The organism is Bilifractor sp. LCP21S3_A7 (assembly GCF_052118825.1).
Classification (GTDB): Bacteria; Bacillota; Clostridia; order Lachnospirales; family Lachnospiraceae; genus Bilifractor.
Genome location: NZ_JBQKGL010000002.1, coordinates 128,529 through 148,882, shown reverse-complemented (window position 1 = coordinate 148,882; position 20,354 = coordinate 128,529). Strand labels below are relative to the sequence as shown.

At 51.7% G+C, this 20,354-nt stretch carries 13 protein-coding genes; 11 read left to right on the top strand and 2 right to left on the bottom strand.

What is annotated here, in order from left to right; all coding sequences use genetic code 11:
* Nucleotides 1–13: 13 nt before the first annotated feature.
* The 4 genes from ilvB (at nucleotide 14) to ACTQ1O_RS02390 (ending at nucleotide 5,746) form a co-directional block, all read left to right on the top strand.
* Entirely contained in the window at nucleotides 14–1,693 is a 1,680-nt protein-coding gene (gene ilvB / locus ACTQ1O_RS02405) for a biosynthetic-type acetolactate synthase large subunit (protein ID WP_441100890.1), read from the top strand.
* Nucleotides 1,694–2,101: 408 nt separating this feature from the next.
* Nucleotides 2,102–3,187: a 3-phosphoserine/phosphohydroxythreonine transaminase gene (gene serC / locus ACTQ1O_RS02400; RefSeq protein WP_441100889.1), complete on the top strand. Its 1,086-nt coding sequence runs from the start codon at nucleotides 2,102–2,104 to the stop codon at nucleotides 3,185–3,187.
* Entirely contained in the window at nucleotides 3,187–4,353 is a 1,167-nt protein-coding gene (locus ACTQ1O_RS02395) for a phosphoglycerate dehydrogenase (protein ID WP_441100888.1), read from the top strand. Before serC ends, ACTQ1O_RS02395 begins: the two co-directional genes overlap by 1 nt.
* Nucleotides 4,354–4,504: 151 nt before the next feature.
* A complete protein-coding gene (locus ACTQ1O_RS02390) occupies nucleotides 4,505–5,746 on the top strand; it encodes a DUF1015 domain-containing protein (protein WP_441485940.1) in 1,242 nt (413 codons plus the stop codon).
* Between the two features lie 94 nt (nucleotides 5,747–5,840).
* Here ACTQ1O_RS02390 and ACTQ1O_RS02385 read toward each other — a convergent pair whose 3' ends face one another.
* Nucleotides 5,841–6,989 (bottom strand): 1-propanol dehydrogenase PduQ, encoded by a 1,149-nt coding sequence (locus ACTQ1O_RS02385; protein WP_441485939.1) that lies wholly within the window; start codon nucleotides 6,987–6,989, stop codon nucleotides 5,841–5,843.
* A 417-nt stretch (nucleotides 6,990–7,406) separates the two neighbouring features.
* On the opposite strand from ACTQ1O_RS02385, the gene ACTQ1O_RS02380 reads away from it, so the two are divergent.
* From ACTQ1O_RS02380 to ACTQ1O_RS02360, 5 genes are all read left to right on the top strand, one after another.
* On the top strand, nucleotides 7,407–9,581 hold the full coding sequence (locus ACTQ1O_RS02380; protein ID WP_441485938.1) for an LTA synthase family protein: 2,175 nt from the start codon (nucleotides 7,407–7,409) through the stop codon (nucleotides 9,579–9,581).
* A gap of 90 nt (nucleotides 9,582–9,671) precedes the next feature.
* A complete protein-coding gene (locus ACTQ1O_RS02375) occupies nucleotides 9,672–11,303 on the top strand; it encodes an ABC-F family ATP-binding cassette domain-containing protein (RefSeq protein ID WP_441101182.1) in 1,632 nt (543 codons plus the stop codon).
* 240 nt (nucleotides 11,304–11,543) lie between these two features.
* Nucleotides 11,544–12,491, top strand: a complete 948-nt coding sequence (locus tag ACTQ1O_RS02370; RefSeq protein ID WP_441485937.1) for a sugar phosphate nucleotidyltransferase — start codon at nucleotides 11,544–11,546, stop codon at nucleotides 12,489–12,491.
* Nucleotides 12,492–12,711: 220 nt separating this feature from the next.
* Nucleotides 12,712–14,982, top strand: coding sequence for a DUF2298 domain-containing protein (locus ACTQ1O_RS02365; protein WP_441485936.1), 2,271 nt, complete (start codon nucleotides 12,712–12,714; stop codon nucleotides 14,980–14,982).
* A gap of 2 nt (nucleotides 14,983–14,984) precedes the next feature.
* Nucleotides 14,985–16,316 carry a replication-associated recombination protein A gene (locus ACTQ1O_RS02360; protein ID WP_441485935.1) on the top strand — a complete coding sequence of 444 codons (1,332 nt, stop codon included), beginning with the start codon at nucleotides 14,985–14,987 and terminating at the stop codon, nucleotides 16,314–16,316.
* Nucleotides 16,317–16,346: 30 nt separating this feature from the next.
* Here ACTQ1O_RS02360 and ACTQ1O_RS02355 read toward each other — a convergent pair whose 3' ends face one another.
* Entirely contained in the window at nucleotides 16,347–16,862 is a 516-nt protein-coding gene (locus tag ACTQ1O_RS02355; protein WP_441485934.1) for a DUF4364 family protein, read from the bottom strand.
* Between the two features lie 390 nt (nucleotides 16,863–17,252).
* Here ACTQ1O_RS02355 and gpmI point away from each other — a divergent pair, with 390 nt between their 5' ends.
* Both gpmI and ACTQ1O_RS02345 read left to right on the top strand, forming a co-directional pair.
* Complete coding sequence (gene gpmI / locus ACTQ1O_RS02350; protein WP_441485933.1) at nucleotides 17,253–18,800, top strand: 2,3-bisphosphoglycerate-independent phosphoglycerate mutase; 1,548 nt, start codon at nucleotides 17,253–17,255, stop codon at nucleotides 18,798–18,800.
* Between the two features lie 583 nt (nucleotides 18,801–19,383).
* Entirely contained in the window at nucleotides 19,384–20,316 is a 933-nt protein-coding gene (locus tag ACTQ1O_RS02345) for an ABC transporter substrate-binding protein (RefSeq protein ID WP_441485932.1), read from the top strand.
* Nucleotides 20,317–20,354: the final 38 nt, after the last annotated feature.

The window sequence follows — 20,354 nt, the reverse complement described above, 5'->3', positions numbered from 1 at the left end:
GAGGGATATTGACATGCAGTTAAATGGTTCACAGATCGTCATCGAGTGCCTGAAGGAGCAGGGAGTGGATACCGTCTTCGGATATCCGGGCGGAGCCATTCTGAATATCTATGACGAATTATATAAACATCCGGAAATCCATCATATTCTGACTTCTCATGAGCAGGGAGCCTCTCACGCAGCGGACGGCTATGCGAGAGCGACTGGCAGGGTTGGCGTATGCATGGCAACATCCGGACCCGGAGCGACAAACCTGGTAACCGGCATCGCGACGGCCTACATGGATTCTGTTCCGATCGTGGCAATCACCGCGAACGTCGGAACCAGCTACCTCGGAAAAGACAGCTTTCAGGAGGTTGATATCACCGGAATCACCACACCCATCACGAAATACAGCTCAATTGTCAAGGATGTAACCCGCCTTGCTGACACCATCCGGCGCGCGTTTGCCATCGCAAAGAGCGGAAGACCGGGACCGGTGCTTGTAGATATCCCGAAGGATATCACGGCGGCTGTCTGTGATTTTGAGAGAAAAGAACCGGAAAATCCGGAACCGGACAGAAATGTAAATCAGAAAGATCTCGCAAGGGCAGTGGAACTGATCAATGCTTCAAAGCGTCCGTACCTGTTTGTGGGAGGAGGAGCGGCGATTTCCGGCGCGCAGAAAGAGGTTATCGAACTTGCGCATCGTATTCAGGCGCCTGTCTGTGACACCCTGATGGGAAAGGGAACCTTCCCGGGTACGGATGATCAGTATATGGGAATGCTCGGCATGCACGGCACGAAGGGCGCGAACCTTCTCACTTCGGAGTGTGATCTTCTGATCGTTCTGGGAGCCCGCTTTTCAGACAGGGATGTGGGTTCACCGAAGACCTTCGCGAAGCAGGCAAAGATTCTTCAGATTGATGTAGATCCTGCGGAAGTGAACAAAAATGTCGTCGTTGATGCGAGCGTATCCGGCGATATGAAGACAGTTCTGGATGAACTCCTTCCAGAGATCAGGGAAAAGTCGAATCCGCAGTGGACGGAGGAGATGCACCGGAAGCAGAAACTGGTCAATGACTATGTGCCGGAGGACCGTCTCACGGCGCAGTTTGTCATCCGGAAGATTTATGAGATCACAAAGGGGCAGGCGATTATCTGCACGGATGTGGGACAGCACCAGATGTGGGCGGCTCAGTATTACAAGTATACGGAACCGAGGACGCTGATTACCTCCGGAGGACTTGGAACGATGGGATATGGACTCGGCGCGGCGATTGGAGCGAAGTGCGGAAGACCGGACAAAACGGTCATCAACATCGCCGGGGACGGCTGTTTCCGCATGAATATGAACGAGATTGCCACGGCTGCCCGCAGCGGCATTCCGGTGATTGAGGTTGTGATCAACAACCATGTGCTCGGAATGGTCCGCCAGTGGCAGAACCTGTTCTACGGACAGCGTTACTCCAACACAATACTGGATGACAAGGTCGATTTCGTCAAGGTGGCGGAAGCGCTCGGCGCAGAAGGTGTCCGCATCACGAAGGCAGAGGAATTTGCGCCTGCTCTTGAGAAGGCAATTGCTGATCAGAAGCCTGTCGTGCTCGACTGTGTCATAGATCCGGACGATAAGGTTTCTCCGATGATTCCGGCCGGCAAGCCGAATGATGAAATCTACGATCAGAAAGACATGGAGAACTGGAACAAATAAAATCAGCGCATTGTATATCCGGCAGAGCGGCAGTATTTGCGGCTCTGTCGTTTTTTTACGCGAACAGTGAGCCGCAGCCGAATGCGAAGTATTCGTGTGCGGCGAGCGTCGCGATAGCGAGATAAAACTCGCGCAGCGTGTTTTATCTCGTTTAAGATGTGTGTGATCATGAAAAAACGGCAGAGGCGTGTTATATTCATCGGAGTTTTAGCAATTCTGCCCTGCTGATCACGTGTAAATGGCAGGGATGGGATTACACGGCTGTTCTGTTATCTTCGGATTCTGAGTGTTTGGCGGTTCAGATTTTGAACGTTCGGAGATTGACAAGCGTTTGTCAGAAGTTTATCATATTAAAGTGTCTTTCAGACGAGAGATTGCATACTAGAATTTTACCAGGAGGATATCAAAATGAGCAGAGTTTATAATTTTTCGGCCGGACCGGCTGTTCTTCCGGAGGAGGTTCTGAAGGAAGCGCAGGAAGAGATGATGGACTACCGTGGCTGCGGAATGTCGGTCATGGAGATGAGTCACCGATCTAAAATGTTCGATGATATTATCAATGAAGCCGAGCAGGATTTCCGCGAGCTTGTCGGAGTTCCGGATAATTATAAGATTCTGTTCTTACAGGGCGGCGGAAGTCTTCAGTTTGCGCAGATTCCGATGAATCTCATGAAGAACCGTGTCGCTGACTACATCATCACTGGAAACTGGGCGAAGAAGGCATACCAGGAGGCTCAGATCTATGGCAAGGCAAATGCGGTTGCTTCCTCCGAGGATCAGAATTACACCTATATCCCAGACTGCTCCGACCTTCCCATCGATGATGACGCGGATTATGTATACATCTGTGAAAACAATACCATTTACGGAACAGAGTACAAGAAGCTTCCGAACACGAAGGGCAAACTCCTTGTGGCGGATGTTTCCTCCAATTTCCTGTCACGCCCGATCGATGTTGAGAAATACGGTCTCTTCTTCGGCGGCGTTCAGAAGAATGTCGGACCTGCGGGAATGGTTATTACCGTAATCCGCGATGACCTGATCACGGACAGCTGTCTGCCGGGTACGCCGACGATGATGAAATATAAGACGCAGGCGGACAAGAATTCTCTGTACAACACGCCGAACTGCTGGTGCATCTACATCTGCGGAAAGGTCTTCAAGTGGCTGAAGAAAAACGGCGGACTTGAGGCGATGAACGAGCGCAATGAAAAGAAGGCAAAACTCCTCTATGATTATCTCGATCAGTCAAAGCTGTTCAAGGGCACAGTTCGGAAAGAGGACCGTTCTCTGATGAACGTTCCGTTTGTAACCGGAGATAAAGATCTGGATGCAAAGTTTGTCGCCGAGGCGAAGGAGGCCGGACTGGAGAACCTGAAGGGCCATCGTACTGTCGGCGGGATGCGCGCTTCCATTTACAATGCGATGCCATACGCGGGTGTTGAGGCTCTCGTGAAATTCATGGGTGAGTTTGAGAAGGAGAATCTGAAATAATGTACCAGTACAATTGTTTGAATAATATTTCAAAAGTTGGTCTTCAGCGATTCAGCGACCAGTACAGGGAGACAGACCGGTTCGAAGACGCAGATGCCGTTCTGGTCAGAAGCGCAAAAATGCATGATATGGAGTTTGGAGGCAAGCTTCTGGCAATCGCCCGCGCGGGTGCCGGTGTCAACAACATTCCGCTTGAGAAATGCGCAGAGAAGGGAATTGTTGTGTTCAACACTCCCGGAGCCAATGCGAATGCCGTAAAGGAACTGGTCATTGCGTCAATGCTTCTGGCATCCCGTGACATTATCGGCGGCATCGAGTGGGTCAGAGCAAATCACGAGGATGAAAATATCGGCAAGGACGCGGAGAAAGCCAAAAAGCAGTTCGCCGGAACCGAGATCAGCGGGAAGAAGCTGGGAATCATCGGACTTGGTGCAATCGGGCAGCTCGTAGCGAATGCGGCGACACACCTCGGGATGGATGTCTACGGCTATGATCCTTTCCTGTCGGTCGATGCCGCATGGAACCTTTCCAGAACGATACGTCACATTCAGGATGTCAATGAGATCTACAAGGAATGCGATTTCATCACCGTTCATGTACCGGCGACTGACAGCACAAGAGGCATGATCAGCCGTGAGGCAATCGAGATGATGAAGCCGGGTGTTGTAGTCATGAACTACGCGCGTGATATTCTGGTGGACGAGGATGCGATGGTCGATGCCCTGAAAAGCGGCAAGGTCAGAAGATACATGACGGATTTTGCCAATGACAAGATCATCAATGCGCCGAACACCATTATTACCCCTCATCTCGGAGCTTCCACTGAGGAAGCTGAGGACAACTGCGCGGAGATGGCGGTCAAGGAGCTCAGAGATTTCATTGAGAACGGAAATATCAGCCATTCTGTGAATTATCCGAACATGAACAATGGCATTCTGCGTGATGCGGCGCGTCTGTGCATCTGCCACAGAAATGTGAAGGACATGATCCGAAGATTTACAAGAATCCTTTCGGATGAGGGATTTAATATTGCGAACATGGCGAACAAGAGCCGCGGTGATTTCGCTTATACGGTCATCGATCTTGAGTCGCCGGTGAACGAACAGGTGATGACGAAGATTGAGGCCACCGACGGTGTGCTGAAGGCAAGAGTCATAACGAGATAACTGGCACGAAAAGGATGAAACCCCGGAAAGAAATTTCCGGGGTTTCTGCGCTTATGAGCGAACGTATTCAGGAAAGAGGTATGTTTGTGAGCGAACGTATTCAGGAAATGGGAATATTTGCAGCGGAAAGCTGTTTACAGGAGGAGTAAGAATGGCAGTAATCAGACCGTTCCGGGCATTGACACCGGTGAAGGAGAAGGCAGCGCTTGTGGCGGCTCTGCCGTATGATGTATATAACCGGGAGGAGGCAAGAGAGGTTGTGGAGAAGAATCCGCTGTCTTTTCTCGCAATAGACCGCGCGGAGACACAGTTTCCGGCGGAACAGGACATCTATGCGCCCTGTGTCTATGCGAAGGCCGCTTCCATGCTTCGCGAGTGGCAGGAAAAAGGAATATTCGAGGAGGACAGCCGGGCCTGCTTCTATATCTGGGAGCTGATCATGAACGGAAGGAGTCAGAAGGGACTGGTCGCGTGTTCTTCGGTAGACGATTATCTGAACAATGTGATTCGAAAGCACGAGAACACCAGAAAGGACAAGGAAAAGGACCGCTTTGATCATATCGATGCGTGCAGCGCGCAGACAGGACCGATTTTTCTTGCCTACCGGTCGCATCCGGAGATCAAAAGGCTGATCGAGCAGGAGAGCATGAAGGCGCCGGTACTGGATTTCATCGCCGAGGACGGTGTGATTCACAGGGTGTGGAGAATCGACAGAGATGATCAGATTGCGGCGCTGACGGAGGCATTTGCGGCGCTTGATCATACGTACATTGCCGACGGACATCACAGGGCGGCTTCCGCAGTTTCTGTGTCGCTGAAGAGACGAGAGGAGCATCCGGGTTATACCGGAAGAGAGGAGTTTAACTATTTCCTTTCAGTACTGTTTCCGGATGATGAACTTCAGATCATGGACTATAACCGGGTGCTGAAGGATTTGAACGGATATGAGCCGGATGAGATTCTGGAGAAGCTGGATGAGGTCTTCCGGATCGCAGAGGCACCGGAATCTCCGTACCGGCCTGCCAAGAAGGGTGAGATGGGTCTGTACCTGGAGGGAAAATGGTATCGTCTGCAGACACGGAAACATCTTCTGAAGACAGATCCGATAGGTTGTCTGGATGTGGAGTATCTGCAGAGGGAGGCGCTGGGACCGATCTGGAATATACAGGATCCGAGAACGGACGCGAGAATTGATTTTGTCGGAGGAATCCGGGGGCTCAGAGAACTGGAGCGAAGATGTCATGAAGACTGCGAGGCAGCTTTTGCCCTGTATCCCACCTCAATCAGCGAGCTATTTGCCGTGGCGGATGCCGGGCTGCTGATGCCGCCGAAATCCACCTGGTTCGAGCCGAAGCTCAGAAGCGGGCTGTTCATACATAAGATTGAAAAGTGATCCGGAAAAAGAAATCAAAAACTGCCGCATAATACAGACACCGGAAGAGGACATCTGTTTTATGCGGCAGTTTTTGCAATCAGTTGCTCATGGATTACCAGAGCTTCCGGTAGAGCTCAATGACTTCCGGCTTCAGCGGCTGTCTCGGATTGGTTTCCGTGCAGGAGTCGTTCAGGGCAGCCTCGGCCATATTGTCGAGGTGTGTCTCATATTCTTCCTTTGAAATATCCAGGATCTCGGAGAGATGCTGAGGAATTCCCATGCTCTCCGACATGTATCTCATGTAATTGCACAGAGAGTGAATGGTCATGACCGGGTTGAAGCTGGAAAGACCGAGCATCGTGGCGATGTTGCAGTAACGTTCCACGACGGGATCATCAGACAGATCCCTGTTCTTTGTGAGGTTGGATACACCGGCATTGTATTCCGTGACGATCGGAAGCAGCATGGCATTGGCACGTCCGTGCGGAATATGAAAATGCGCGCCGAGCTGATGCGCCATTCCGTGGTTCAGGCCGAGAGAGGCGGAGTTAAAGGCAAGTCCCGCCAGCGTCGCGGCCGTGTGCATCTTCTCCCGGGCGTGGGTGTCGTTGCTGTCCGAATAGGAGCGGAAGAGGTACTGACCTACGATCTCAACGGCTTTTTCTGCAAGCGCGCCGGAAAAGTCGTTGTGCTTTGTGCTGACATAGGCTTCGACCGCGTGGGTGAGCACATCCATCCCGGTGTCTGCCGTTACGGATGCGGGCACGCTCCGCACCAGAACCGCGTCGAGAATCGCCTCGTCCGGAGACATATCCTCTGAGACAAGTGGGATTTTTCTCTGATGATCCGGATCGCTGATGACGGCAAAAGAGGTCACCTCGCTTCCGGTGCCGCTCGTCGTCGGAATACAGATCAGGCGGATGTGCTTTCCGTCATTCATGCTCTCTGACATTTTGCGGATGGACTTGGACAGGTCCATGGCAGATCCTCCGCCGACGCCCACGATCGTATCGCAGCCGGATTCGAGATAGGCTCTCACGCCGGCAACGACTTTTGAGATGGGAGGATCCGGAACGACCTCAGTAAATATTTCATAGGCAATGCCGCCCTTCGACAGAGGCTTTACGATGTTGCGGATCGCGTCGCTCTTAACGATGAAGGGGTCGGTTACGATAAAGACCTTCTGACTGTCGATCTGGCTCAGGCGGTCGAGTGATTTCTCGCCAAAATAGATATCCGTGAGAATATGGAAGTGTTCCATGATGCTGTCCTTTCTTTTTATGAACCAACATGCCCCGAAAGCGGGGCGCTGCAAACGGTATAAGTCCCCGTGTCACATCGCTGGTTCACCGTTCCCATGCCGCTGACAGGCGACCTGCTTCGTTGGTCTGTCGCGGCATTCGCCCCACCATATCACAGAATTATGATAGCACGGAGAAATGAAATGTGCAAGCAAACCACAGGCTTACGTGATAAAATCATGACTGATTTTGTTGGATTGCGAGGGAGAGGCGGAGGCTTTATGAGAAAACTGTGAATTCCGTGAATTCTGGCGCCGCGGGTTTGCAAATCCATTCCAAAAAATGTAAAATATTCGGGTATGCGGCGCAGTCTCGAAGTAGCTGTGTCTGCATGTATTACACAGATATTTTTGACGGGAAAGCGGGTGTTTATTCAGATGGAGATTCGATATCGGGGCCGTGAGTGGTCCGTCGGCTACAAAATATTCTGGGCGCTTTACTGGATCTGCGTGTTCATTTTTCTGATGACGCAGCGCAGGGCCCTGATCGGCAGCGTAAAGATAGAGATGCGCTCCGGTGAAATCCTTTTTGCGGGATTGATCGCCGCCGTGGCGGCGTCCGCCCTGATTTGTACCTTCGTCCTGCATCCCCTGGACAGGGTGGATGAGAAAGGAAAGGAGGCATGCCTCCAGATCTGGCCGTGGCATTTTGTGATCATGCTCGCCGTGGATGTCTGGTGCTTTTTTATCATCGAGTATATCAACAACACGGAGCTGGTCGCGATGGAATGGAAGTACAGGCTTCTGAATATCGCGGGCATCCTGATCATGAACCTGATCGCATTCTTCTGGCTGAATTCGCTCAAGCGCTCTCTGATGCTGGTCTTGTCCATCTGGTCGTTTATCAGCATTGCCTTTTATTTTGTGTATCTGTTCCGGGGAGAGCCGCTGCAGCTGATCGATTTCTTCTCGCTTTCGACGGCGGCGACGGTTTCCGGATCCTATACGTATACGCTGACGAGAGGGATCGTGCTCGATCTCGTGATGTACTTCTGCGTTCTGGGACTATTGCTTCACATGCGGAACTATGTACTGATCCGCAGAGGCATCATCGGAAAGATTCTTATGCGCGCCGGGATCGCGGTGTTCATGTTCGGCATGTATTTTTTCTATCTGAATGTGAACTGGAACGGAGGTCTTGGAATTTTGACGGATCTGTTCGCACCGATCAAGACCTATACCGAGTATGGAACAACCGTCGGGTTTTTCTGTGTCGCGAAATATATGAGACTTAGTCCGCCGGAGGGCTATACCGTGAGCGGAACAGAGAAGATCGCGGAGGATTTTGTAAAGACGGAGAAGAACAGCGCGGAGGACAGCGGGAAGGCAGGCGACAGCGACACTTCCGGGAGCAGCGCAGATTCCGCAAAGAGCTCGGATTCGGCAAAGAGTTCGAATTCCGGGGACGGAACATCCGCAGGGACAGGGGATGCTTCCACGGTAAAGCCGGTGAATATTATCGCGATTATGAATGAGTCCTGGGCGGATTACAGCTATATCGGGGATCTGAAGACAAACGAGCCGGTGATGCCGTTCTATGAATCGTTACAGGAGAATACGATAAAGGGACATACGCTGGTGTGCATCACCGGAGGCGGAACGGCAAAGACGGAGTACGAATTCCTGACCGGAAATTCTGTGAAGAGATTTCCGGCTATGGTTCCGTATGTGAGCTATTTCACGCATGATCAGTACTCGATTGTCTCTACCCTGGAGGCACAGGGATATAAAACGGCGGCTATGCATCCGTACAAGGGAAGCAACTGGAATCGTGAGACCGCGTATCGTCTCCTGGGATTTGACCGGTTTTACACACAGGATGATTTTACCGATGAGGACGATGTGGAATACGTTCACAGCCACATCAGCGATATGTCGAATTACAAGAAGATCATCCAGGAAGTCAACGAGGAAAACAAGGCGGGGAATCCGTTCTTCCTTTTTGATGTGACCATGCAGAACCACGGCGGGTATACGACAGACGACGTTGATGAAACCATTACGGTTGACGGGTACGAGAACGATGTCGTGAGCCGGTTCCTCTCGCTGGAAAAACTGAGCGATGACGCACTGGAGTATCTGATCGACTATTTCAAGGACTATGATGAGCCTACGCTGATTGTTATGTTTGGCGATCATTATCCGACCATGCCGGATTCGTTTACGGAATATGTGTCCGGTGAGAATTATAATTCGCTTGATCTGGAGCAGCAGGAGCACTATTACGCGACACCGTTCCTGATCTGGGCGAATTATGATATCCCGGAACAACAGAACGTGGTGACGAGCACGAATTATCTAAGCACTCTGCTTCTGGAGCAGACCGGTCTGCAGATGACGGATTACAATTATTATTTGAAAAATCTCATGACCAGAATACCGGCGCTGAATCACATGGGCTATGAGGATGCAGACGGAAACTGGCATACCTGGTCCGGCGGAAGTGAAAAGGATCTGATGGATGAGTGGCAGTACGAGTGCCTGCAGTACAACGAGCTGGCGGAGAAACGGAACCGGCTTGACTGGTTCTTTTCACTGACCAGCGATTCATAAGACAGGATTGACTTGTGAAAAAGAACGGAATGCGTTATTATGTGTAGCGACTGACGCTGGGTATAATTGTCCGATAGAAAGGAATTTGATATGATAGCTGCGAACAACGTAACACTGAGAGTGGGGAAGAAGGCTCTTTTCGAGAACGTAAACATCAAGTTTACGGAAGGCAACTGTTATGGTGTGATCGGTGCGAACGGTGCCGGAAAATCGACATTTCTGAAGATTCTCTCCGGTCAGCTGGAGCCGACGAACGGGGACGTCACGATCACGCCGGGACAGAGGCTTTCTTTCCTGGAGCAGGATCACTTTAAGTATGACGATCAGCCGGTTCTCGATACAGTCATCCAGGGAAACGGAAGACTTTATGAGATCATGAAGGAGAAGGACGCGCTCTACGCGAAGCCGGATTTCACGGATGAAGACGGCATCAAGGCCAGTGAGCTTGAGGCGGAGTTTGCCGAGATGAACGGATGGGACGCGGAGACGGACGCAGAGCAGCTGCTGAACGGACTCGGAATCGAGACGGATCTCCATTATGCGCAGATGGGAACGCTGGACGGTCCGCAGAAGGTAAAGGTGCTTCTGGCGCGCGCTCTGTTTGGAAACCCGGATATTCTGCTTCTTGATGAGCCGACGAACCATCTGGATCTGGACGCCATCGACTGGCTGGAGGAGTTCCTGATCAATTTCGAGAATACCGTCATCGTTGTGTCCCATGACCGGTATTTCCTGAATAAGGTCTGCACAAACATCGCGGATATCGATTACGGCAAGATTCAGCTCTATGCCGGAAACTACGATTTCTGGTTCGAGTCCAGCAACCTCCTGCTGCAGCAGAAGAAGGAAGCAAACAAGAAAAAGGAAGAGAAGATCAAGGAGCTGCAGGAATTTATTTCCCGGTTTGCGGCGAACGCCTCGAAATCGAAGCAGGCGACTTCCCGTAAGAAGGCGCTGGAGAAGATTCAGCTGGATGATATCAAGCCATCCAGCCGGAAATATCCCTATATTGATTTCCGTCCGAACCGAGAGATCGGGAATGAGGTTCTTGAGGTTCACAACATCAGCAAGACCATCGACGGTGTGAAGGTACTGGACGATGTCTCGTTCACGCTCAGAAGAGAAGATAAGGTCGCTTTTGTCGGCTCCAACGAGCAGGCCGCGACGGAGCTGTTCAAGATCATTGCCGGTGAAGATGAGGCGGACGAGGGATATTATAAGTGGGGCGTAACCACGTCACAGGCATTTTTCCCGAAGGACTATACGGAGGAATTCGACTCCGATCTGACGATCGCGGAGTGGCTGACCCAGTATTCGGAGATCAAGGACGCAACCTATGTGCGCGGATTCCTCGGAAGAATGCTCTTCGCCGGAGATGACGGTGTCAAGAAGGTAAGGGTACTGTCCGGAGGCGAGAAGGTCAGATGCCTTCTGTCGAAGATGATGATTTCGGGCGCGAATGTGCTCGTTCTGGACCAGCCGACCAACCATCTGGATATGGAGTCGATTCAGGCGCTGAACAACGGTCTGATCAAGTTCCCGGGTGTGCTGCTGTTTACCTGTCACGACCATCAGTTTGTGCAGACGACGGCAAACCGCATCATGGAATTCCGACATGACGGGACGCTGATTGATAAGGTGACAACGTATGATGAGTATCTGGCAGCGGACGCGGACGCGAGAAAGCGCTCGGTATATACGCTGACAGAGGAAGATAACTGATTCTCATGGTGTGAATTGCACAGCTCTGATTTACGCGAACAGTGAGCCGCAGCCGAATGCGAAGTATTCGTGTGCGGCGAGCGTCGCGATAGCGAGATAAAACTCGCACAGCGTGTTTTATCTCGTTGACAGCTCTGATTGATAGATTTTGCAGAAAGAGTTACTGAGAAAAAAGGCGTTGTGAGCTAAAAAGATTCTTCGCAGAAGATGATAGAAGAATGATAGAAAGAGGTGGAGGAGATGGAAAATAACAACCACCCGGTCCTTGTCATAATGGCGGCCGGCATGGGCAGCCGGTACGGCGGCTTGAAGCAGATGGACCCTATGGATGAGCGGGGGCATCTGATCATTGATTATTCAATTTATGATGCGGTACAGGCCGGATTCCGGGAAATTATTTTTGTCATCAAGGAGGAAAATAAGCAGATCTTCCAGGAGAGAATCGGAGACCGGATCAGCAGCAGGGTGAAGGTCAGTTATGCATTTCAGAGACTGAACGATTTGCCGGCGGGCTATCAGGTGCCGGAGGGGCGTGTGAAACCATGGGGGACGGGACACGCCGTTCTGTCCTGCTTTTTTGCGGTTCACGGATCTCCGTTCGCAGTGATCAACGCGGATGACTATTACGGGAGAGATGCATTTCGTAAGATGTATGATTACCTGGCGCACAACGGCGATGATACGAAGTACCGCTACGCGATGGTCGGATATCAGCTGAAGAATACCGTGACAGAAAACGGATATGTCTCCCGCGGAATCTGCGAGGTGAATGACCGGGAGGAGCTCGTGGGAATTCACGAGCGCACCCGGATCGAGAAGCATCCGACCGGCATCGAGTACACCGAGGATGACGGGAAGACCTGGACACCCCTTGCGGATGACACGGTGGTTTCCATGAATATGTGGGGCTTCAACTACAGCATCATGAATGAGCTCCTCGCGCGTTTCCCGGCGTTTCTTGACCGGACATTGAAGGAGAATCCGCTGAAGGGAGAGTATTTCCTTCCCTCGGTTGTCGCGGATCTTCTGGCCGAAGACAAGGCGGCGGTGAAGGTGATGACGACGCCGGACAAGTGGTACGGTGTGACCTATAAGGAGGATAAGCCGGTGGTGACCGCCGCGCTGAAGAAGATGACGGAGGATGGACTATACCCGCCGGAGCTTCTGGACGGCGGCGCGCATTGTTGAAACAGCTATCCGTTCTCGATAGAATAGAACTGTCCGAAGTGCTGACGCACGTCGGGCAGCTCTTGTTTTTTACGCGAACAGTGAGCCGCAGCCGAATGCGAAGTATTCGTGTGCGGCGAGCGTCGCTATAGCGGGATAAAACTCGCGCAGCGTGTTTTATCTCGCTGGAACAATTCCAGAGTGATCATATTCTGAAAAATATTTTCCGGAGGACCACAGATTGTTTACGAAAATGAAAAACTCCTCGATCGGCTTCCTGGCCATCTTTTTCCTTATACTTGCGGCAGCGGGCGCGCTTCTTGGAAGCAGCTTTTTCCCGTTTTTCAGGTGGTATCTGCTGCTTCTGATCATCGGGGCTGGATTTTTTCCGCTGACCAGAATTCTGTTCGCAGCATTTCACGACGGAGGATGGCTGTTCTCCCGGGTGATCGGGATTGCGGCAGGCGGATATGTGGTGTGGGTTCTCGGGCTCGCGGACATTCTTCGGTTTACCGGGCACAGGGCACTGGCTGTCACACTGATCCTCATCGGTGTGTGCTGGGTACTGTTCATGCTGAAACCTGCAAAGAGACAGATGGACATTAATCTGATTCTTGCGGAGGAGGTGCTGTTCTTCGGACTCTTTCTGTTCTGGGCCTACCTCATCGGCTTCCGGCCGCAGGCGAGCGGAACGGAGAAGTTCATGGATTACGGCTTTATGGCTGCAATGTATCGAAGCACATCTCTGCCGGCAAAAGATATCTGGTACGGAACAGCTGCTATCAACTATTATTACGGCGGGCAGTATTTCGGTGTCTATCTGGGGAAAATGTGCGGTGTCGGCGTTTCTTATGCCTACAACATTTACCGCGCGATGATCGCCGCCCTTGGATTTGTACTTCCGTTTTCTATTGTGCGTCAGATGGTGGCTGACCGAATGGAGGATCGTCCGCATGCCGGCGTATGGGCCGCCGCAGGCGGACTGATCGGCGGCGCGGCGGTTTCACTTGCCGGAAACGGCCACTATGTGATATACGGAATTTTCGGGAAGCCGCTCGGACTCCCGATGCCGGATGGCAGGGATTATTACTGGTTTGCCGACTCAACGCGCTACATCGGATACAATCCGGTGAATACCGCTGACCGGACTATTCACGAGTTTCCCTCCTACTCATTCATTCTCGGAGACGTTCACGCGCACATGTGCAACATCATTTTTGTGCTGACGGTGGTGGCGCTCCTCTATGCCTGGATCTGCACCGGATGGGAGAACTGCACCGGACGGGAGAACTGTACTGGACGGGAGAGAAGATATCTCCCGGACGCGAGATTTCTGTCGGCAGCAGCCCTGATCGGCATGTTCCAGTGGACGAATTTCTGGGATTATGTCATATATTTGGCCGTCGCCTTTTTCTGTATAATCTTCCGCGCTCTGAACAGCAGCTGCCGGAGCCGGAAGAAAAGGATTGTGTCGGTCGTGTATCACACCGCAGTGCTGGCGGTGTTATCAACGGTGACCTCGATTCCCTTCCGTCTTCAGTTCCAGTCGCCGGTTTCCGGCGTGGCGTTCTGCCGGACCCATACGCCGCTGTATCAGCTGCTGATTCTGTGGGGATTCCCCTTTGCGGTCTTTCTTATGCTGATTGTCACTGCAGTCGGGAATTACAGGAAAAAAATGCCAGGTGCGATTAGTGGAGGCAGGAACGGAAGAGAAGGAACCGCGGAGGACGCCGGTGAAAAAACCGGGTATTTTCGAACAACGCCGCTGCCGGATCATTTCGCGCTGATTCTCGGACTGTGTGCTTTCGGTCTTGTGCTCGTGCCGGAAATTGTGTATGTCAGGGACATCTATGAGTCCAGCGGGTACCCGAGGTCCAATACGATGTTCAAGATGACGTATCAGGCGTTTATCCTCTACGGGATGATGATGGCGTATGCCGTCATCTGTTTTCTGGCTTCCAGACAGAGGCTGCGCCGGATTGCAGGAATTGCCGCGGCTGTGTTTTTCGGACTGACGCTCGGATACTTCCCTGTATCGGTGCGTCAGTTTATGGGAAACATTTTCCGTTATAAAAATTATCAGGGCCTGGATGCCACATCATTTCTGGAGAGCTCCTATCCGGCTGACGCGGGAGCAATCCGGTGGCTGAATGAGAATGTTCCGGGGCAGCCGGTCGTCCTGGAAGCGGACGGAGACAGCTACAGCACCGCGTGCCGGGTATCGGCGATGACCGGACTTCCGACCGTGCTCGGCTGGTATGTCCATGAATGGCTGTGGCGGAGCGATCCGGAGGATCTGAATCAGAGGTCCGCGGATATCAAGACGATTTATACCTCAGATGACGCGGAAGAGGTCCGGAGCCTGATTGAAAAGTATGGAATCTCTTATATATTCGTGGGAAGTGAGGAATACGCGAAGTACGGAACCGTGAATACGGAGGGCATTGCGGACCTGGGAGAGGTCGTATACAGCAGCAATGGAACATTTATCGTGAAAACAGCTGAGGGATAAGGATGGATCTGTTCGATTATATGAAGGAAAAAAACATGGAGAAGGAAGCGCCTCTGGCATCCCGGATGAGGCCGGAACGGCTGGACGAGGTAGTGGGGCAGGAACATATCATCGGGAAGGGAAAGCTTCTCTACCGCGCCATCATGGCGGACAAGCTGAGCTCGCTGATTTTATACGGACCGCCCGGAACGGGAAAAACGACGCTTGCCCATGTTATTGCGAATACGACGAGCGCGGAGTTTGTGCAGCTGAATGCGACGGCGTCCGGGAAGAAGGATATGGAAGACGCGATACGGGCGGCACAGGAACGCCGGGGAATGTATGGCAGAAAGACGATTCTGTTCATCGATGAGATTCACCGGTTCAATAAGGGGCAGCAGGACTACCTACTTCCGTATGTAGAGGACGGCACGGTCATTCTGATCGGTGCCACGACGGAGAATCCCTATTTTGAGGTGAATTCTGCCCTGATCTCAAGATCCGTGGTATTTGAGCTGAAGCCGCTGTCGACGGAGAACATCCGCGAGCTTCTGAACAGAGCGGTGACCGATCCGGTCAAAGGAATGGGCAGCTATCATGCCGTTCTGGAGCCGGAAGCCTGCGAGTTTCTCGCGGACATTGCGGGCGGTGACGCCAGAGAGGCGCTGAATGCGATAGAACTGGGAATTCTGACGACAGAGCCGTCGCCGGAGGACGGGAAAATCCACATTGATCTGGAGACTGCCTCGCAGTGTATTCAGAAGAGAGTGGTTCGCTATGACAAGGCGGGAGACCAGCATTACGACACGATATCTGCCTTTATTAAAAGCATGAGGGGATCGGATCCGGACGCTGCCGTTTACTATCTGGCAAAAATGCTCTACGCGGGGGAGGATGTAAAATTTATCGCGAGAAGAATCATGATCTGCGCATCGGAGGATGTCGGAAACGCGGATCCCATGGCCATGGTGGTGGCTGCCTCTGCGGCACAGGAGGTGGAGCGGGTAGGAATGCCGGAATCCCAGCTCATCCTCGCCCAGGCTGCGATTTATGTGGCCGGAGCGCCGAAAAGCAATGCCTGCACAGAGGCGGTTTTCGAGGCGATGGAATCCGTGCGGAAGAAGCAGACGACGGTGCCCGTTCATCTGCAGGACGCACATTATAAAAGCCATGAGCAGCTCGGCCATGGCATCGGTTACAAATATGCGCACGACTATCCGAACCACTATGTAGAACAGCAATACCTGCCGGACGAGATAAAGGATGCAGTATTCTATCATCCGACCGGAAACGGTTATGAAGAGAAGATCAGACAGTATTTTGAAAAAATCGGCCGTGAGAAAAATCTGAAGTAAACGGGGACTCCGGATTTTTCTCCGTCGTGGTTACATGAGAATCTTCATGATCGCCGCGTAGGTTTCCTGGCTCTTCTTCTTCCAGTTTTCCGAAAGCGTCCGCGCGGCCTCCTCGGTGGGAACCGTGAACTTCAGCTCGATGAGCGTCTGTTTTCCCTCCTTGACCATACAGTTCACGGTATAGTCCTGGTTGGAATTGCGGAAATAATCGGCAAGAGTCGATGATTCGTTGCGCATCTCATAGGAGTGCAGAACCAGGTAATTGGCGATTTCCCGGCGGATTTCCGGCGGGATTTCATTTTGAAAGTATTCCAGCGTCTGCTTTCCCTGATCGGTCATGCGGTAATAGGTCGTGTGATTGGTGGTCTCGATCTCGAGGAGACCGGTATCGATCATCTCCGAGAGAACCTCCTGAAGATGAAAATAGGAGGTATATCTGCGGCTCAGGATCAGATCGGAGATCTGGGCGTTGGTGAGCGGAAAGGTGACCTTTCCGAGCATGAACAGTATGATAAGTTTATACAGTGATGTACCGGATTCCAGCATATGTAAAACTCCTGACTTTCTTCGGAATTGGAAGTTCAAATGACAGAGTCTGCAGTTTCGGGGGTAAAGCCCCGAGATTCTGAAGCCTCAAGATCTTTTCTGACTCTGATGTTTCTGCGATATCCGGTGGATATCATAATAAGAAGATGACGCTGCATCCGACAGGCAGAATCACAAGTCTGTCATGAAGTATAACATATTGGCTTTTGTCCGGCAAATATCTGCTTGTTTTTTTCGGACAGTATTAGTATGATAAGCATTGACGTAATGACAGACTGTTTGACGGTGAGACAGCCTGGAAGGGACTGGCAGAATGAACCAGTCGGCAAAGCGCTGACAGATAGATAACAGATAGATAACAGATAGATAACATATAAGGAGAAATGAATTATGGCAAAGAAACCAACTGTTCTGATGATCCTCGATGGCTACGGTGAGAATCCGGTTTGCGAGCACAACGCGATCTGTGAGGCGAGAACACCGGTGATGGATCAGTTAAAGAGCCAGTGCCCGTATGTTCAGGGACAGGCAAGCGGCCATTATGTAGGGCTTCCGGATGGACAGATGGGAAATTCCGAGGTCGGACATATGAATATGGGCGCCGGCCGTATTGTGTATCAGGATCTGACCCGGATCACAAAGGCAATTGATGACGGCGATTTCTTCCGGAACGAAGAGCTTCTGCTGGCGATCAACAACGCGAAGAAGAACAACGGAGATCTTCATCTCTGGGGCCTTCTTTCCGATGGCGGTGTGCACAGCCATATTACACATCTGTATGCGCTCCTTGAGCTGTGCAAAAAAGAAAATTTTGACAGAGTTTATGTGCATTGTTTCCTGGACGGACGTGACACGCCGCCGACCTCGGGAATCGAATATATTCGTCAATTGATGGACAAGATGAAAGAGATCGGAGTCGGAAGGATCGGTGTCATCTCCGGACGTTACTATGCGATGGACCGTGATACGAACTGGGATCGCGTGGAGAAGGCATATGACGCTCTGACAAAGGGAGAGGGCGTCGATGGAGGCACAGATCCGCTTCGCGCGATGCAGGCCTCCTATGACAAGGAGATCACGGACGAGTTTGTGATTCCAACGGTCATGAAGAACGAAGACGGGACTCCTGTTGCAACGGTAAAGGGAGGGGACAGTGTGATCTTCTTCAACTTCCGTCCTGATCGCGCGAGAGAGCTTACGAGAGCCTTCTGCGACCCGGATTTCAAGGGCTTCGGGAGAAAGAGAATTGAGAATCTTACCTTTGTGTGCTTCAAGGATTATGATGAGACCATCCCGAACAAGTACATTGCTTTTAAGAACGAGAAACTCACAAATACGTTCGGGGAATGGCTCGCGAAGAAGGGAATGAAGCAGGCCAGAATCGCTGAGACCGAGAAATACGCGCATGTCACCTTCTTCTTTAACGGAGGCGTTGAGGAGCCGAATGAAGGAGAGGACCGTTTCCTGATCCCTTCTCCGAAGGTAGCTACCTACGACCTTCAGCCGGAGATGAGTGCGCCGAAGGTATGCGACAAGCTCTGTGAGGCTATCCGTTCTCAGAAGTACGATGTTATTATCATCAATTTCGCGAACCCGGATATGGTAGGTCATACAGGAGTCGAGGCTGCCGCGATTAAGGCGATCGAAGCGGTAGATGAGTGCGTCGGAAGAGCAGTAGAGGCTCTGAAGGAGGTCGACGGACAGATGTTCATCACCGCGGACCACGGAAATGCAGAGCTGATGGTGGATCCCGCTACAGGAGAGCCGTGGACTGCTCATACCACAAATCCGGTTCCGTTCCTGCTTGTGAACTGTGATCCTGCCTACACCCTCAGAGAAGGCGGAGCGCTCTGTGACATTGTTCCGACGCTGATCGAGCTGATGGGAATGGAGAAGCCGGCGGAGATGACCGGCAAGTCTCTTCTTGTCAGAAAATAAGGAGTTTGCGGCGCCGCAATAACATAAAGACAGATGGAAAGACAGCGTGGTCTTTACCCCGGGAGGGGCGGATCGCGCTGTCTGTTTTTACGCGAACAGTGAGCCGCAGCCGAATGCGAAGTATTCGTGTGCGGCGAGCGTCGCGATAGCGAGATAAAACTCGCGCAGCGTGTTTTATCTCGTTGTCGTTCGGATACGAATGATACTGCGTATTTGTTCATAGTCGGATTATGGCGCGTTTTTATTTGGATTCGGATTATTGTGTGCTCGTGTATTTTTGTGAGCACCGGGGAGCTGCCAATACACAGAAAGGAACAACAGGGTGTATATTCGTGAATATTTGTGAGCACTGGACAGCGTGAGGTGAGTCTTGACTACAGAAACCGCAGAGGCTATAATCTTGAACGTTCAGAGATCATCCCTGCGGTGAGATGAACAGATAACAATGCACCGTGTGAAAGTGCAGATGAAAGTACTGTGTATGGCATTGATGAAAGCACAGTATAAGAATGCACGGCAACGTGTGCTCTGTTATAAAGGAAGGAAATAAACAGGGATTTTTTAAGGAAGAGAGGAAGAAGAAATGATGAAAAAAGCAATGGCTCTTTTACTGACTGCCGGCATGACACTGTCGCTGGCAGCATGCGGTTCTGCGTCAGGCAGTTCTTCAGAGGCGGCGTCGGCTTCCGCATCATCAGCAGAAAGTGCAACCGAGGCGGCAGCATCTGTGAGCGCCTCTTCGTACGGCGACATCAAGACCGTCACTTCCGGAGAGCTTCATATGGCGACAAATGCTGCGTTCCCGCCTTATGAGACGACGGATGATAATGGCGGCTATACCGGTATCGACGTAGATATCGCTGCAGAGATCGCAAAAGAGCTTGGCCTGAAGCTGGTTGTCGATGATATGGATTTCTCCTCTGTCATCACATCGGTTCAGTCCGGCAAGGAAGATATTGCAATGGCGGGAATCACGGTTAGTGAAGAGAGAAAGAAGAACGTGGATTTCACCGACAGCTATGCGAAGGGTGTTCAGTCCATCATCGTTCCGGAGGATTCTGATATCAAATCGGTTGATGATCTTTCCAATGACAAGATGATCGGATGCCAGGAGGGAACCACCGGTTATATCTATGCTTCTGATACACCGGAACACGGAGGCTTCGGTGAGGACCATGTCGTTGCGTATACGAACGGAGCCATGGCGATTCAGGCTCTGCTCGGTGGGAAAATCGATGCCGTGATCATCGATAATGAGCCGGCGAAGGCGTTTGTAGCGCAGAACAAGGGACTGAAGCTTCTGGATACCGACTATGTGAGCGAGGATTACGCCATCGGAGTCAGCAAGAAGAATCCTGCGCTTCGCGACGCCATCAACAGCATTCTGAAGAAGCTGATCGCAGACGGAACCGTACAGTCCATTATCGACAAGTACATCAACACAGATTCGTCCTCTGAGGCGGTAAGCTCTTCGTCCGCTTCCGTGAGCACGAGCTCAGCATCCACCGCCGGCTGATGGCGGTGATTTCGGGGTTGTCCGGATGGAAGGATTGA